This window comes from Reichenbachiella sp. (genome assembly GCF_039941815.1).
In the GTDB taxonomy this organism is placed as follows: domain Bacteria; phylum Bacteroidota; class Bacteroidia; order Cytophagales; family Cyclobacteriaceae; genus Reichenbachiella.
Map to the genome: position 1 here is coordinate 1 of NZ_JBDVDW010000076.1, position 15,655 is coordinate 15,655.

The 15,655-nt window shown below is 40.6% G+C and carries 10 protein-coding genes; 4 read left to right on the top strand and 6 right to left on the bottom strand.

The window, feature by feature from the left end:
- Positions 1–257: 257 nt before the first annotated feature.
- From ABJF11_RS19940 to ABJF11_RS19955, 4 genes are all read right to left on the bottom strand, one after another.
- A complete protein-coding gene (locus ABJF11_RS19940; RefSeq protein ID WP_348122016.1) occupies positions 258–1,520 on the bottom strand; it encodes a hypothetical protein in 1,263 nt (420 codons plus the stop codon).
- A 218-nt stretch (positions 1,521–1,738) separates the two neighbouring features.
- The gene (locus ABJF11_RS19945; protein ID WP_348122176.1) at positions 1,739–2,701 is read right to left on the bottom strand and encodes a MoxR family ATPase; all 963 of its coding nucleotides are present in this window, start codon (positions 2,699–2,701) and stop codon (positions 1,739–1,741) included.
- 141 nt (positions 2,702–2,842) lie between these two features.
- The gene (locus ABJF11_RS19950; protein ID WP_348122017.1) at positions 2,843–4,312 is read right to left on the bottom strand and encodes a DUF4301 family protein; all 1,470 of its coding nucleotides are present in this window, start codon (positions 4,310–4,312) and stop codon (positions 2,843–2,845) included.
- 20 nt (positions 4,313–4,332) lie between these two features.
- Positions 4,333–6,165 carry a glycosyltransferase gene (locus ABJF11_RS19955; protein WP_348122018.1) on the bottom strand — a complete coding sequence of 611 codons (1,833 nt, stop codon included), beginning with the start codon at positions 6,163–6,165 and terminating at the stop codon, positions 4,333–4,335.
- Positions 6,166–6,476: 311 nt separating this feature from the next.
- Here ABJF11_RS19955 and ABJF11_RS19960 point away from each other — a divergent pair, with 311 nt between their 5' ends.
- The 4 genes from ABJF11_RS19960 to ABJF11_RS19975 all read left to right on the top strand — a co-directional run bounded on the left by ABJF11_RS19960 (position 6,477) and on the right by ABJF11_RS19975 (position 11,531).
- Positions 6,477–8,921 carry a glycoside hydrolase family 31 protein gene (locus ABJF11_RS19960; protein ID WP_348122020.1) on the top strand — a complete coding sequence of 815 codons (2,445 nt, stop codon included), beginning with the start codon at positions 6,477–6,479 and terminating at the stop codon, positions 8,919–8,921.
- An 11-nt stretch (positions 8,922–8,932) separates the two neighbouring features.
- The gene (locus ABJF11_RS19965; protein ID WP_348122021.1) at positions 8,933–9,241 is read left to right on the top strand and encodes an isoamylase early set domain-containing protein; all 309 of its coding nucleotides are present in this window, start codon (positions 8,933–8,935) and stop codon (positions 9,239–9,241) included.
- 68 nt (positions 9,242–9,309) lie between these two features.
- On the top strand, positions 9,310–10,500 hold the full coding sequence (locus tag ABJF11_RS19970; protein WP_348122022.1) for a glycosyltransferase family 4 protein: 1,191 nt from the start codon (positions 9,310–9,312) through the stop codon (positions 10,498–10,500).
- The gene (locus ABJF11_RS19975) at positions 10,497–11,531 is read left to right on the top strand and encodes a hypothetical protein (protein WP_348122023.1); all 1,035 of its coding nucleotides are present in this window, start codon (positions 10,497–10,499) and stop codon (positions 11,529–11,531) included. Before ABJF11_RS19970 ends, ABJF11_RS19975 begins: the two co-directional genes overlap by 4 nt.
- Here ABJF11_RS19975 and ABJF11_RS19980 read toward each other — a convergent pair.
- Together ABJF11_RS19980 and ABJF11_RS19985 are read right to left on the bottom strand one after the other, a co-directional pair.
- Complete coding sequence (locus tag ABJF11_RS19980; RefSeq protein WP_348122024.1) at positions 11,506–13,536, bottom strand: alpha amylase C-terminal domain-containing protein; 2,031 nt, start codon at positions 13,534–13,536, stop codon at positions 11,506–11,508. The two genes, ABJF11_RS19975 and ABJF11_RS19980, sit on opposite strands and share 26 nt — an antisense overlap.
- Before the next feature lie 54 nt (positions 13,537–13,590).
- Positions 13,591–15,570, bottom strand: a complete 1,980-nt coding sequence (locus ABJF11_RS19985; protein ID WP_348122026.1) for a DUF262 domain-containing HNH endonuclease family protein — start codon at positions 15,568–15,570, stop codon at positions 13,591–13,593.
- Positions 15,571–15,655 lie beyond the last annotated feature (85 nt).

Here is a 15,655-nt window from a genome sequence, read left to right on the forward strand (position 1 = left end):
TAGCGCCTGCTGCCTTAAACCTGAAATATGCATTAGATAATCTATTCCAATCATAAAACACTTTGAAATAGACACTTAACATATATTTATTGAATCACCATAGCGGTGCTATGCCTCTTCAATATAAGTGCCTCTTTCTTTGCGCTTTATAGCTTTCATCACGATTCCTAATGCATAATCCAGGTTAAAAACAAAAAAGGCCCCAACACTTCTGCCGGAGCCCTTATATTCAGAAAATGAATCTTAAAATTCCTTATTTATTCTTCGTCGAAGCTATCTGTGTACACTTCGAATTCGCTGGCCATTACTTTAGAGAAAATCAAAGTTCCGTCGACCACATTTGAAGCAGCATCTTCTGACTCTTCATAGGTCTCTGCATCGAAAGTAGCTGACAATTTCACCTTGCCGCTTTCGAAGGTCACGTTCGTTACAGTTCCTTTAGCTTTAGATTTAAAATCTGCGTTGGTATCAGTCCCGTCAATTGAATAGATTGCGCCGTTTGTCAATTTAAAGCTTGCATCTAGAGAGCCTTCTCTACCGTCCACTTCAAGTCCTTCGTCAGAATTCTCATCAACGTAAACTGCGAAGTTTTTCACCTCACCAGTGTAGGACTGATCGATATCGATAGCATCATCTCCTACTGCGTATACCAATAGATTAGTCACGTTTACAGATCCACCGAAAAATTCTACACCATCATCAGAGTTAGCATATACTTCTATATTTTCAATTGTCGTTCCAGATCCAACACCGCCCAAAGTCAATCCATTGATTTCGCTTCCTTCGGCGATTTCGGCACCACCATGTCTAATGGATACATACTTGATTGATCCTGAGTTGTCGTCAGATACATCTCCACCATATTGGCCGTTGCTATCTTCTGCATCTACACCTTCGATTTGAGGATCTTCGGTCTTCGCACTTACAGGAGCGTTCCCTAGGATTACCAGGCCACCCCATTTTCCTTTTCCATCCTGATCCAAAGTAGTTCCTACCAATTCACCTGGCTGGATATCGTCATCGGTAGAAGTCATGATTATAGGTTCGGCAGCTGTACCTTCAGCCATCAGTTTGCCACCCTTAGCAATCATTAATACTGCCGCATTGACGCCTGTCAATGATGCGTCCCCTTTTACAACAGTTCCGGCTTCAATAGTCAATGTAGCACCGTCGATTACTGTTACTCTGGTTTTCAATACATAAATATTGTCCTTGGTCCACTCGGTATCGTCCTCGATGTTGGAAGTCACATCCACTTCGGTAGCGTCGGCTTTTACTCTTGACCCAATTTGATCAGCGTTGAAAGCCAATGTCCAATCCTCAAATACAGTTTCATCAGAGGCTCCAGTGGCTGTGTTATCTGATGAGGCCACGCCGTCAACAGCTACTTGAGCCGCATCTATTGCTTCTTGCTGTAATTCCTCAACTGTTTTCTCAATCTCCTCTGTTGGATCATCATCACATGAAACCATCATTCCCATGGTTCCCAACACAAATAGTAGCGTCAATAACTTTTTCATTTTTTTGCTTTTAAATATTCTGATTATGTTTTTCAAAATTTGTACTGCAAATCTGATCAAGTCATATTACCAAGCGCACAAGCGGCGGTTACCATTCTGTTAAATGCAAGGAATAAAATGTTATTACTATTTTATCAATGTTAAGTGTGTGTGAAGCCATTAAACAAAAAAGGCAATCTCTGATTAGAGATTGCCTTTTTTGTTAATTTCAGAATAGATCACTTCACCATACTAATATTGACCTTATTTAGTAAGGTGTTGATAATATCATGGGTGGTGATGCCGTCGGCCTCAGCCTCATAGTTGAGTAGGATTCTATGGTTGAGTACATCTGGTGCGATCTCTTTTATATCTTCGGGCAATACAAAATCACGACCCTCCAGGAATGCAATGGCTTTTGCCGCCAGATTCAAGTTGATAGACGCTCTTGGCGAGGCGCCAAACTGTATATAGTGCGCTTCTTCCTTCATACCATAAGCTTCAGGGTCTCTGGTAGCAAATACAAGCTCTATTATATATCGCTCGAGGGATTCAGAAAGATTGACACTATTAATTTCGCTGCGGATAGCAAAAATATCTTCTTTAGTAAGTATCGTATCTACCTTGCTATCGAAGGTCATGTTAGACATTCTACGCATGATTTCCAGCTCTTCATCCTTGGATGGGTAGCCGACATGCACTTTCATCATAAACCTATCTACCTGGGCTTCAGGGAGCGGATAAGTTCCTTCCTGATCTACGGGGTTTTGTGTCGCCAATACTAGGAAAGGCCGGTCAAGTTGAAAGGTTGTTTCTCCTATCGTAACCTGCTTCTCTTGCATAGACTCTAGCAAGGCCGATTGCACCTTAGCTGGAGATCGGTTGACCTCATCCGCGAGGATCAGGTTTGCAAAGATTGGCCCTTTTTTCACTTCGAAATTAGAGGCCTTTTGGTTGTAAATCATGGTACCTAGCAAGTCTGCCGGAAGTAGATCCGGAGTAAACTGTATTCTTTTGAAATCCAGGTGCAATACATTCGCCAAGGTATTAACGGTAAGGGTTTTTGCAAGACCAGGGACACCTTCCAGGAGAATATGTCCCTGGGTAAATAGACCTACCATCAATCGGTTGATCATATATCTCTGCCCTACCACTACTTTGTTTACCTCAGTATAAATCTGTTTGATTTTTTCCTGATGCAGTTTTTTGTTTTCTACACTTGCTGTTGCTTCCATATTCGAAGATTGACTTTGCTATTTCAAACAAAACTATATCAACTTCTGTAAGTTTTAAAGCCGAATATGGTTTAACGGTCAGATGTTGCTGTTAAAAATTGTTAAGCCTTACTGATGATTTGATTTTAGCAGGTCATTAACCGTTTTAACTGGATTAAATGTCGAAATAGGAACCTCAACAAAAATCGTAATCCAGTTGGCCATGGCTCCATTCCATAGCCCGGGAAGCTCCATGGCTTTCAGATCCTTGCCACTTCTTGATTTTTGTGTGATAAATCCAGTCTTGTCATTTCTGTATTGTAATAGGTCGAATTTTTTTCCTTTGTAGTCCCTTACACCACATACCAGATCCACAGGGTTAAAATGTGATGATCCTTTGAGGATTTCTGCCTGATCAGTCTTATCGAGATCAATCTGGGCTGTTTCAGCAATTTGTAGGGATAAACCGCTTTCGTCATCTACCCAAAACGGTCCTCCTCCTGGTTCGCCGGTATTTTCTACCATCCCACAGACGCGAACTGGTCGATTTAGGAAATTAGTTAAGGCTTTATCTCCTGTCAATTCGGGCGTGAGGGAGTATTTGGATTTCAGTTTCACCAAAGCCTCGTCCATGCAATCTTCTCCAGCTGACGCTCTCATCTGCCAGTCAAAGGAATCTTGCTGAAATTCCAATAGTAAGCTGGCCAAAGCCTTTTTATAAGTCAGAGTGTCAGTTTTCAAGTGATCAGGTACCACATTATCTATATTTTTTACAAAAATCACATCTGCGTCCAAATCATTAAGATTTTCAAGCAACGCACCATGTCCTGCAGGCCTGAACAACAGTTTTCCATTTTCCATGAATGGTTCATCTGCAAGATCCACCGCTATGGTGTCGGTTGACTTTTTCTGTTGCGAGAATGTCACCTCGTATTGTATCCCAAATTTTTTCTCATAGATTGCCTTTATACCTGCCAGCTTTTCTTCAAACTTTTCCTGATGCTCTGGCGACACTGTAAAATGCAATTTGGCTCGTCCATCTTTTTGAACTGCATATTTCGCCCCCTCTGTTAAATGTTCTTCCAACGGAGTCTTGGCAATATCTTCTTCGATATGAAAAAGTAACAATCCCTTGGGTAAGCTTCCATAGTTTAATCCAGATGAGTCCAGCAGCGTATGTACAATCGGTTTATAATTGCGAGCTTCGAGTAGCTCTGTGATTGGCGTCCCTTGGTTGATCAAGCACTCAGTCAGTTCGGTGTAGAATGCAAAATTCTCTAGCCCATCTATAAATTTCTCAACTCCGCTGTTGATTTCATTTGTGTCCAAAAATTCAAAAAGTTCTTTAAACATTCTGGTAGCGGCACCAGATGCTGGCACAAATTTTAAGAGCTCTTTATTAGACACCAGAGATTCATATTCAGAGCTATACGCGGTGACCTGCTGTTCGGATAGTTGAATAATGCCATCACCGATTGTAGCTGGTCGAGCAAGATTCAAATAAGGAAACCCGACTTTGAAATCTGCCATTTGGCGCTCTACTGTTTTTATATCACTTCCTCTTGATTGAATAAATTCTTTTTGCTCAGCTGTAAACATCGGTTTTTGATAATTAAGGTTTAATTATTAATCTGATAGATATTGAGTGCTCTTTCGTATGCGCTATTATAGTGTTTGATTAGGTTCTTCCAGTCGAATTCTTCGGATAGGTCTTCTGCCTTATTTCGGCTTTGAATTCTGTGCTTGGAGGTTGTATTCACAAACTGGAGCATCATATTGGCTAATTGTGCTGCGGAAGAATGAAAATCTTTATTTTCCCTTTCCACCAGATACATACCATGTGCCTCATTACCCTTTTTGATGTTCTTAACATAGTCACCGAATCCAGACAAATCCGAAGTCACAGCAGATACTCCGCGTGCAAGGCACTCTACAGGCGTATATCCCCATGGTTCGTAATAGCTTGGAAATATACCGAGATGACAGCCTCTAACAAATTGACCATAGTCCATTCCAAAAAGTGGATTGGTGGAAGTGATAAAATCTGGGTGATACACGATTTTGACTTTATCACTCTCGTGATTTAGAAGATTAGAGCTTCTCAGAAAATTCAACACTGGATCTCCTGCATCATTTACCAGATTATGAGTAACCACGCTTGGCAATCGATCTGACTTCCAGGATTGGATGGTTCTTCTATACCTGAGCTTCCAATAGTCATCTACCATGGTGTTTAGCTCTGGAAGGCGATGATTAGTGTCAGTAGCTGCTGCTTGAAAAAGACGTTCCTTCACCTGTTTCATTATCGCATCGCAATTGTGATCAATTTCTTCCATCACGGCACGGGAGGTGAGGACGTCTTGGTTGATACTGGAATATGGTTGTTTGGTGACAAAAAACATGACCACCGTTTTATCTATATTCTTTTCTTTCATTAAATGATTCAACTGCGCCAATGCCTCCAGGGTCAAATCATATCCTTTGTTTTTATACTCAAATCTTCCTGACGTGAAAAAATAAAGTGTGTTTTTCAAATCGAATGTGTAGGACTGAAAGAAGTGCCCCATCATAAAGTGCTCAATTTGTTCTTTATATGTATGATGCAGGTTTTGCACTTCGTGCAACACTGAGAACCTTTCTATGTTTAGACCATTGGGTAGTATGGTATCAGGATTTCTTCCCAGGAGATGTACGCACTCTTTTGCTGTCACTTCGCTCACCGTAGTGAATACATTGGCACCGTGAGCGCAGGCCCGTTCCAATTTAACTGTGGGCTCAATGTTGAACTTTTTAGCTTCTGACTCCCAATCCAAAAATGGTAGGTGGTCATAAAAGAAGGGATCATTCATGGCTAAATACCGTCCCAGCAGCGTGGCATGTGTCGTAAATACTGTCTGCACTGGAATTTGCTCTTTTCTCAGATCCGGTATGGCTGTGCCTGCCATCCATTCATGAAAGTGCACAATGACATCCTTGTCTTGATCCAGACAGACACGAGCGTACCTACTCAAAAACTCTTTGACCATATACCCAAAGGCCAGTACCTGATCCATAAGTGGGTCGTGCTGATCAAATGCAATGTGATGATTTTGCCAGTAATAATATTTAATATCTGCCAGACGATCCATCACACTGTGCGGGTTGAATAGAACGGTAGTGGGTCGCCCGGAAACTAACCATGAGCCGGCTTGTACATCCCAGCCCATTTCTTGTAGCTCATGCACCACACCTGATATTGGAGAATTGGGGTCTGGTTCGAAATCTGAATGAACATTGGAATGGACATTGGGACCCAGAAGCATATAGTTTTCTCCCCAATCTCTAACCATGGTAGGTACTTTGGAGCGGATAACGGTATATATACCGCCCACCTGATTGCAAACCTCCCAGGCAACTTCCACCAAACTGGTTTTTCCATTTGAAACCTTCTTTGCCTTTTCCTTATTTGCCATCGTATTAGTTTTGTTTGAGGTATAACTCATTCACGACTCCCGGTTCTGATTTTATTCAAAAAAGTATCTTAATTCTGAACCTATGTTAATTATGAATAATCTAATTATTACTACACTTCATTGAAAATAAAATCAAAAATATTGTTTTCTGTTAAAATGCATGCTATAAAATTGACATTTTATTGATAATCCTAATTAAATTGCACTCTGATTAAACAACATTTGAGTGAGACCATACAATCGACTATCTTAAAACAAGTCAATGAATTGGCTCTGCTCTACTCAAAAGCATTCCATAAGTAAAACAAGATATGGACATTATTAAAGAAGAAGAACAAAAAACTGAGAACTCTGATTTCTCTGGAAACTATATAGATAAATTTCAAGACAAAAATGCGGAAGAGTTTTTTGCTGGTAGTCTCCTGTCCTGGGAACATTCGAAAAACGTTTATATTTTTCATGGTGAACACGCCTCTTTAGAAGTCACTGTAGAATCTTCAGATATTCTGAAATTCCGATTTGCCAATGACGGGTACTTTGAGCGTGACTTTTCCTATGCTTTAGATCCGGAGTATGGCACTGAATCGGCAGCTGTAGTACACGAGGACCTGGACTCTGAAGTAATAATTACTACGGATGTCTTAAAATGTCATATTAACAAACGAAATCTATCCTCCAAAATTACCACTCTAGAAGGTAGCCCGGTGTTTGAGGATGAAAAAGGGTATCACTGGCAAGACCACAAACACTATGGTGGTCATATCAATATCTGTACAAAGGTGCTCCACAAGGATGAGAAATTTTATGGCCTGGGGGATAAAACAGGCCGCCTAAATCTTATCGGTACCAAACGTGAGCTATGGGGCACGGATTGTTATGGGTATGGCAACGACTCCGAACCTGTTTATAAAAACATTCCATTTTATATGGGCCAGCATAGTCAAATAGGCTATGGAATATTTATGGACAACACCTTTAGAAGTTTCTTTGATTTCGGGTTCGAACGTCGATCAGTTTGTAGTTTTTGGTCGCAGGGTGGTCAAATGAAATACTACTATATCCATGGTCCGAAACTTATAGATGTGGTGAGAAAATATGCCAAACTTACCGGTACTCCGCAGCTACCTCCAAAGTGGGCGCTGGGCTATCATCAAAGTAAGTGGAGTTACTATCCTGAATCCGTTGTGAGAAAACTAGGAGAGGAGTTTCGCAGTAGAAAGATTCCTTGCGATGTGATCCATCTTGATATTGATTATATGGACGAATTCAGGTGCTTCACTTGGGATAGTGAAAAATTTCCAAAACCGGCTGAAATGATTGAGGATTTAAAGAAGCAGGGATTCAAAACTGTCGTTATCATCGATCCAGGAATTAAAATCGACAAGAATTATGAAGTCTATCGACAGGGTATAGCAGGCGACCATTTTTGCAAGAGAATGGACGGTGACCTGCTCAAGGCTAGCGTTTGGCCTGGATTATGTCATTTCCCCGATTTCACAAAAAAATCTACACGTGAATGGTGGGCAACTTTGTTCGACGGGTTGATCAAAGATGGCGTGGATGGAGTTTGGAATGATATGAACGAACCGGCTACGTTTGAAGATGGTACATTTCCCAACGATGTGCGACACGATTTTGACGGCGAACCGGCAAGTCATCGCAAAGGACACAATGTCTATGGCTCTCTGATGGCTCAATCCACCTTCGAGGGTCAAAAGAGATTTATGCAGAACAAAAAGCGACCATTCACGATATCACGGTCTGCCTATGCCGGGGTTCAGCGGCATGCTTCTGTCTGGACAGGAGACAATGTAGCTTCTTGGGAGCATTTGAAAATCGCCAACATTCAATGCCAAAGACTGGCAGCTTCCGGTATTTCATTCGCTGGCTCTGATGTTGGTGGATTTATTGGCTCCCCTGACGGCGAGCTATACACGCGATGGATTCAAATGGCAATTTTTCATCCATTTTTCAGAACTCATTCTTCTGGCGATCACGGAGACAAAGAACCTTGGAAATTTGAAAAGAAATATGTGGATATCGTTCGCAGATTTATTGAAATGAGGTATGAGCTGTTGCCATATTTGTATACCGTTTTCTACTACAACACACAGACAGGCACACCAATGGTGAGATCCTTGCATCTGGAAGGCCATATTGATCCTGAAACATTCTATCGAGAGGAGGAATTTTTTCTTGGTCACCATATTATGATTTGTCCGGTTTCAGAACCTGGATTAAAAACCAGAAAGATGTATCTCACTTCCGGACAATGGTACAACTACTGGACTGATGAACTCCTCGATGGAGGTCTGGAGATTACAGTAGACACACCATTGGATCAAATCCCAATATTTATTCGACAGGGAGCAATCATTCCAAAACAGCCTAAAATGCAGTTTGTGGACGAGTTTGTGTTCGAGACACTTACTCTGGATTGTTACCGACCGACAGAAGCTACACAATCCATGCTCTATGAGGATGAAGGTGATGGATACAACTATATGAATACTGAGGGTTGCGTGGAGAAAATCTTTGAATCCAGTCAGGAGAATGAGCAATGGGTCATCACACAGAAAAAGGATGGTTTGTTTGATCCAACTTATCAATCTTATCAACTAAAACTGCATGGACTGAAACAGTCTCCAGTATCAATTTTTGTGGATGGTGTTGATCTCTCGGGTCAAATAGAATTGACGAATAGTCTGCCTACATTAACTATATCCAAAAATTTTGAAAAAATCGAAATCTCTTAATCAAAGAAAAAATGAGTATCAAAAAACAATATCTAAAATCAAAAGACCTCTACAAGGTGGTCTGGACTGTAGAAAAAGAAAAAGCGGATCAGGCTAAGAAAATTAATCTGGTAGGCGATTTTAACGAATGGAACGAGAACAAGGCAGAGTTTACAGCTTTGAAAAATGGATCCTTTAAGTGTGTGGTCGAACTGCCAAAAGGCAGGCACTATCAGTTCAGATATCTAATCGACGGACAAGTGTGGATGAACGATGATGAGGCTGATGGCTTTGTGGATAACCAGATTTCTGATGAGCTGAATAGTGTTGTTGCACTATGATGATTTAGAATGAACCTGAACCAACCTTAGAAATGGCACTTGCCAATAAAACCTAATACCTAAAAACTATGAGTTTTAAATTATTAATACTTGGCCCTGGCGCTCCAGATCGCAACACAAGCGGACTAGGAAAAGCTGCGCATCACATTGCAGAAGAATTATCAAAAAAAATCAGCTTGACCTTGGTCGAACCGAGCAAGATAGAAGAGCTGAATGTAAAGCAAAAGGTCGCTGAGACCTCAAATTTTTCTGACCTCTCTGTCCTAAAGGAAATGGCCACAGTAAGTATCGAATCTCAACTTTCTGCCTATCACTATCAGGAGGTGACGCACTCCAATACACAAGAAAAAATAGAAAGCCATAGGCTGCACCAACAATTGGTTGAATTCTCTAATGAGCTGGTCCTTGAAGGTCAAGAGATAGATTTTGATGCAATCTATGCGCATGACTGGATTACCTTCAAAGCGGCACTAGAACTAAAAGAGAAGTTTGCTAAACCACTGCTACTACATGTACACTCGCTGGACGTCGATCGCAATTTCGGACAGCACGGCTCGTGGATATTTGATTTAGAGCAAAATGCCATGCAGCAAGCAGATGCGGTGATTGCCGTCAGTCACTACTCCAAAAGTGTAATCATCGAACAATACGGCATCGCTGAGGACAAGATACATGTGATATATCATGGACATCACCCCGAAACGCCAATAAAAGTCAAGAGTCCATTTGAAGAGAAAATAGTCCTTTTCGTCGGCAGGCTGGCAGGGCAAAAAGGCCCTATGCAGTTCCTTGAAATTGCAGAGAAAATAGCTCAAGAATATCCAGAAACCAGATTTGTGATGTCAGGAGATGGAGAGCTATACAAACGATTGATTGAAGCAGGCGCCGGAAGTGCGATTGCCAGCAGATTTCATATCACGGGACATTTGGATCAGGATGATCTAAAAAAGTTGTACGCTATAGCTGACGTTTATTGCATGCCTTCCTTCTCTGAGCCTTTTGGATTAACGGCCTTAGAAGCTGCCTCAGCAGGTGTGCCTATGGTACTGTCTGATCGCTGTGGTGCAGCAGAGATACTCCCGGAGGCTACACTTGTATCACCAGAAGATACGGACATGTTTGCAAGCAAAATTGTATCTATATTGCAAAACCCAAAACTAAGTATGCATGCTGTTGCGGTAAATCAAGAACAAATTAAAAATCTAACCTGGGAGCGATCTGCTTCAAAAATACTAGCCGTGCTGGAATCCATAATATGAATAAATCTCTAGCTCTTACTCTTGTATTAGATTGGGAAAAACAACTATCTGACTTTACCTTTTTTGATATAGGTGCGAATAAATCCTACTTCGCAGAAGGTGAGTCATCAGCTTTTAGTGTCTGGTACTCAAAGAACGGGAAAACAATGCTAAGCCAGGTGCTATCGAGCAAAGTGCCAACATCTATTTATTTCTCCGGAACGTTCATTGAGCTGCTCGTTGCAGAAGACTCTAAGATCGTGCTGGAAATAAAATCAGCAATAAAAAACAAGCAAATTGAAATATTGGGTGGCACTTTTCACCACAGTTTGTCTTCACTATACAATATCAACCATTTTATACGCGAGGCCGAATGGCATAAAAAATTGATGAAGAAAACCTTTGGTTACCAGCCAGAGGTTTTCTTTAATACTCAAAATATCTATTATAATGAATTGGTAGCTCACCTAAAACCAATGGGATATAAGGCTACTTTTACTGGGGCCATTGATTGGTATTTGACCCCAACGCAATCTGAAAGAATCCTCTGCTCCAGATCAAATAATGACTTCAAATTGATGTTGATTTCTCCAGATCAGGGAATGTCAATCTTTCAGGAAGAGATGAGCGAAATTCAAAACCATTTCGTTCAGGTCGATTATCAGCGCTTACTAGATTTAGGTGGTCTGGATAATATTGCCAGAAAGGCTAAGGGCAAAGCTTCATTCAGGTCTATCCGTTCATTGCTGGAGGAGAGCTCATCTGAACCCGTCTATAACATCAGACAACCTATCAGCGGCAGCTATAACTCATACAACTTAGAGGATTTAAACGCAAACCCGTTGCAGCAGAGTTGGCTCAAACAACTCTATGGGCTCGAATCTTTATTCAGCACCAGGCCAGAGAAAATTCAAAAGAGGTGGTCAGAATTGTCGTCTATCGCGTATCTCAAAAGGCTAAATCCAAATTTTAATTCGGTAGACAACAATGCCAGCTATGACACCTACCAAAGCTTAATTAACATGCTCAGCGATCTACAATTGGGCCTTTGAGCTCTAGCACAACAGCAGTTCTGCAGGGAGAATAAAGAGACAATTGGTCTCCATGCTCGTAGGCAATGGATTTATAATCAATTTTAGTATTTACTCTATCGTGCCCTCCAAACCGAGAATCATCACTGCTAAGCAATATACCATAGACTCCAGCTGATGGCAGGTGAAATCTATAGTCTGAAATGGATCTATCTGGATGAAAATTGAATACAAAGATCAAGTTATTGCGTTCGAAAATTACAACTTTATTCTCTTCATCCATGTTGAGTTGCTGAGCTGAAGCAGCGCCCAATACCTCACCCTCTTTTAGTAATCCGATCATGGCCTTATCGAATTCGTTCAACCATTGGTATTTCAGTTCTTTGTTATCAGTCAGAGACCACTGACGTCGAGCGTGCTTATAGCTCCAATCGTTGCCTTCACGAGGAAAATCCACCCACTCCGGATGGCCAAACTCATTGCCAATAAAATTGAGATAACCCTCTCCGCCCAGACTTGCTGTAAAAAGGCGAATCATTTTGTGCATGGCAATTCCGCGATTTATGACTAAGTTCTCATCACCAAGGCTCATGTGCCAATACATCTCTTTGTCCATGAGCCAAAAGGCCAAGGTCTTGTCTCCCACCAGTGCCTGGTCATGAGATTCGGCATAAGCGATCGTTTTTTCCTTATACCTTCTGTTTGCCATTACATCCCAGAGGGCATTGACTTGCCAGTCTTCATCAGGAGTGTGCTTCAGTAATTTGATCCAATAGTCTGGTATCCCCATGCCCAATCTATAGTCGAATCCGACACCTCCTTCTTCGATGGGTCTGCATACTCCAGGCATGCCACTCATGTCTTCTGCAATGGAAATCGCATTGGGTTTGATCTGATGCATAAGTTCATTGGCTAGCTGCAGAAAACATATGGCGTCTTTGTCTACACCGTTTTTAAAATATTTATCATAATGATCGAATGCCTCTCCTTCGCCATGATGATGATATAGCATGGAGGTGACTCCATCGAATCTAAATCCGTCAATATGAAAATCTTCCATCCAGTACCTAATGTTTGACAACAGAAATTGCAGCACTTCCGGTCTGCCATAGTCAAATAGCTTAGAATCCCATCCCGTGTGATATCCTCGCCCACCTTTGTGAAAATATTGATTGTCCGAGCCATCGAAATCGTTGAGACCTTCTGCAATATTCTTGACCGCATGCGAATAGACGGCGTCCATCACTACTGCCAAGCCTAGTTTGTGCGCCTCCTCTACCATATACCTAAGATCGTCAGGTGTACCAAACCTGGAAGAGGGTGCAAAAAAATTGGACACATGATAACCAAAAGAACCATAGTAGGGGTGCTCCTGAATAGCCATTACCTGGATACAATTGTATCCTTGTTTTGCTATCCTTGGCAGAATATTATCTGCAAACTCTCGAAAGGTTCCTACTCCTTCCTTTTCCTGAGCCATTCCGACATGACATTCATAAATAATTGGAGCCAGGCCAGATTCCAGCTTGAATTTAGAATCTTTCCATTTATATGAGCTGGTACCCAACACTTCTCCGCTGAAATCATAGGTTTTATCGTTCTGTATGGCAGATCGAATGTAAGCAGGCAGTCTATCGCGATCATTAAGTCCATTTTGAACTTTGACTTTCACCAGACTAGGAGTGGTCAGTGGGTGTGGACTGTCATCACCGATGAAAATCTGCCATATTCCATCCTCATGACGCGTCAAGGTATGTAGATTGGGTTTCCAATCATTAAACTCACCAATCAGTGAGAGCCGATCTGCACTGGGAGCCCATTCCCGATACCACCATCCTTTGAGTTTTTTATCATAATTGAATCCCAGATGAAGGTGTGCTCCCGCAAATTCGTATAATGAGCCATTAGTCGAGATCAGGGAGGCGAGTTTTTCCTTGAAAATTGAGATGCGTTCGGCGAGTTCATTTTGATAGGGAGCTAACCACGGATCATCTTCAATAAGTTGAATTTTGATTGTTTCCATCATAAGAATCCTAATACCTTCCTGGCCAGGTAACGCAGGGTATTTCGTTTTTTATTTTTATTCAATTGCTTCCTTTCTTAAGAAGTCCAATTTCAGTAAATCTTCCTTGTCTATTTCCCATTCTTCAAAGTCAATATTCCATCGTTCTTCCAAAAAAGAGAGTATTTTTTTCCCCCGACTTTCAATTTCCGTTGGCGTCCAATTATCATAACTGGAAACTTGAATTTCGCTGTATGATCCATTGAAAAAACCGACTTCGTCTCCGTTCTTGTTTGTATGCTTTTTCTTAAAGTCAAAGCATTTGTTCTGGAACTCAGAGTTTTTTGATTTACCAAGTAATACTAAGTTTCCTAAAGTGTGGAGCAGTATTTTCCTTTCCTTTTTGGAGGGTTCATTAAAGACTGAAGTCCAACAATCAGCTTTTGGGGTTTGAGGATAGATATGCTCAATTGTATCTTCCTTTTTTCGCTTGTTAAAATCTGCCCAACTTACTTTTTGGTTTCCATTGGCTTTTTCTTGTAGGTAAAGTTCATATTCAAAAAGAAAGTATCGTAAACCATTCCAGGTGTAAAAGCCTTCTCCTTTGTCGAATTGGTCTTTAACGTAGTTGTCGAATTTTACAAGGTCAAACCAACCGTGATAAGCATAGTCGTCTCCTTCGCCTGATTCTCCTTGTGTCACCCAATCAATGTCTCCAATTACGTTTTCAATTGTAGTTTCTCCTTGCCCCCAATAATAGTCTAACCCGAAGTAGTACACATTTGCGAGTTTATAGAAATGACTGTTTTTGGTGTTTGACGGTCTTTGTGAAAGTCTAAAAACCAGGAATATGAAACGCTCTGCTGATTTGAATAGGGGCAAAAATTCTTTTTCAGTACTCTTAGCCATTGCAGCCATGAACAAAGGAGGAAAGGCACTCATTCCTAGGCGATTCAGTTTTTGTATCCATTCTTTTGTTTCGTCTCGGTAATCTGAGAACTGTGGGTTAAATAGGTAAAACCAAGATTTAACGCATTTTGAAAGACTATCTATGTACTCCTTGACGTCCGTTAATTTAACTTCTCCCTTAATTACATTCTTAACACTAAATTTTTTATTGAGTAAGAATTTAGCATAAGAAGCAGACTCTTTTCTGTCGTACTTGAAGTACATAATCCAATGATTACGCAAAAACTCATCATCGTCCATTGCGTTGTCTTTGTTTTTGCCTAAATACTCATAGATTGTTTTCCAAGTTTCGTTTATGTCTTTTCTTAGCCTATCTCTTGTTTGGTTGTCAACATCTAAAAGAGTAGACAGATATATCAATCTGTTTTTTAAGCGTTCTAAATTTGACAATGATTTTCCCCTGTTGTTCATTGTTTCAAAAGTTACATAAACATCAAGTTCATCGTCTATTTCATAGAAGTTGAATTTAAACTTGGCTGTAACTTTTTTGAATATTTCTTGAAGTTCTTGTTTTTCTATTCTCTCTAATTTTCTCCAAAAAAAATCTTTAGCTGTTTTTAGGTTGGAAGTGTACAAAGTCTGCTCAGGAACTTTGTCGGCAGTTGAAGATTCTTGTTCTAAAATTTTGGTTTTGAAATACTCATCACTTGGATTGTCGCGCTCATAACCAAACAGGTACGATTTGTAATTTTCTCCATATGCTTGGAAAAGAAACTTGTTTGTCCAATAGGTCTTGTCTTTAAAGTTGATTCCTTCATTATCGTCAAATTGATTTAAGATTTCGTTAATTAGGATAATTGAGGTTGTAAGTCTTTGTTGTCCGTCAATTAGATAATACGCACCAAGTTCTCTTTCAAAAAGCCACAAGTCGTCTTGCCAAGTTTCAATGTTCTCAACGCTTGATTTTGAAATTAACTCAACTGTTAAAAGCCCTGTGTAATGAATTTTGTCTTCTTTTAGGTTTATAAGGTCTTCCCAAAAGTCTTCGAGTTGGTTTGTTTCCCAAGAATAACCCCTTTGAAAGTCTGGGATTCTAAAAAATTTCTCGTTAAATATCTCTGTTAAGGATTGAAGTTTGTTATCAGCCATTAATGTCGTTTTCCAATGAACGTTGACTCAATATAGAAAGTGGTACTGACTAATGTGATTTTTTAACTCAGAAATCATGCATTAT

What these genes read in the sequence shown, in the direction of transcription:
- ABJF11_RS19970 (WP_348122022.1), top strand. Translation starts at nt 9,310, where the DNA reads ATGAGTTTTAAATTATTAATACTTGGCCCTGGCGCTCCAGATCGCAAC.
- ABJF11_RS19940 (WP_348122016.1), bottom strand. Translation starts at nt 1,520, where the DNA reads ATGAAAAAGTTATTGACGCTACTATTTGTGTTGGGAACCATGGGAATG.
- ABJF11_RS19985 (WP_348122026.1), bottom strand. Translation starts at nt 15,570, where the DNA reads ATGGCTGATAACAAACTTCAATCCTTAACAGAGATATTTAACGAGAAA.
- ABJF11_RS19960 (WP_348122020.1), top strand. Translation starts at nt 6,477, where the DNA reads ATGGACATTATTAAAGAAGAAGAACAAAAAACTGAGAACTCTGATTTC.
- ABJF11_RS19955 (WP_348122018.1), bottom strand. Translation starts at nt 6,165, where the DNA reads ATGGCAAATAAGGAAAAGGCAAAGAAGGTTTCAAATGGAAAAACCAGT.
- ABJF11_RS19980 (WP_348122024.1), bottom strand. Translation starts at nt 13,536, where the DNA reads ATGATGGAAACAATCAAAATTCAACTTATTGAAGATGATCCGTGGTTA.
- ABJF11_RS19975 (WP_348122023.1), top strand. Translation starts at nt 10,497, where the DNA reads ATGAATAAATCTCTAGCTCTTACTCTTGTATTAGATTGGGAAAAACAA.
- ABJF11_RS19965 (WP_348122021.1), top strand. Translation starts at nt 8,933, where the DNA reads ATGAGTATCAAAAAACAATATCTAAAATCAAAAGACCTCTACAAGGTG.
- ABJF11_RS19950 (WP_348122017.1), bottom strand. Translation starts at nt 4,312, where the DNA reads ATGTTTACAGCTGAGCAAAAAGAATTTATTCAATCAAGAGGAAGTGAT.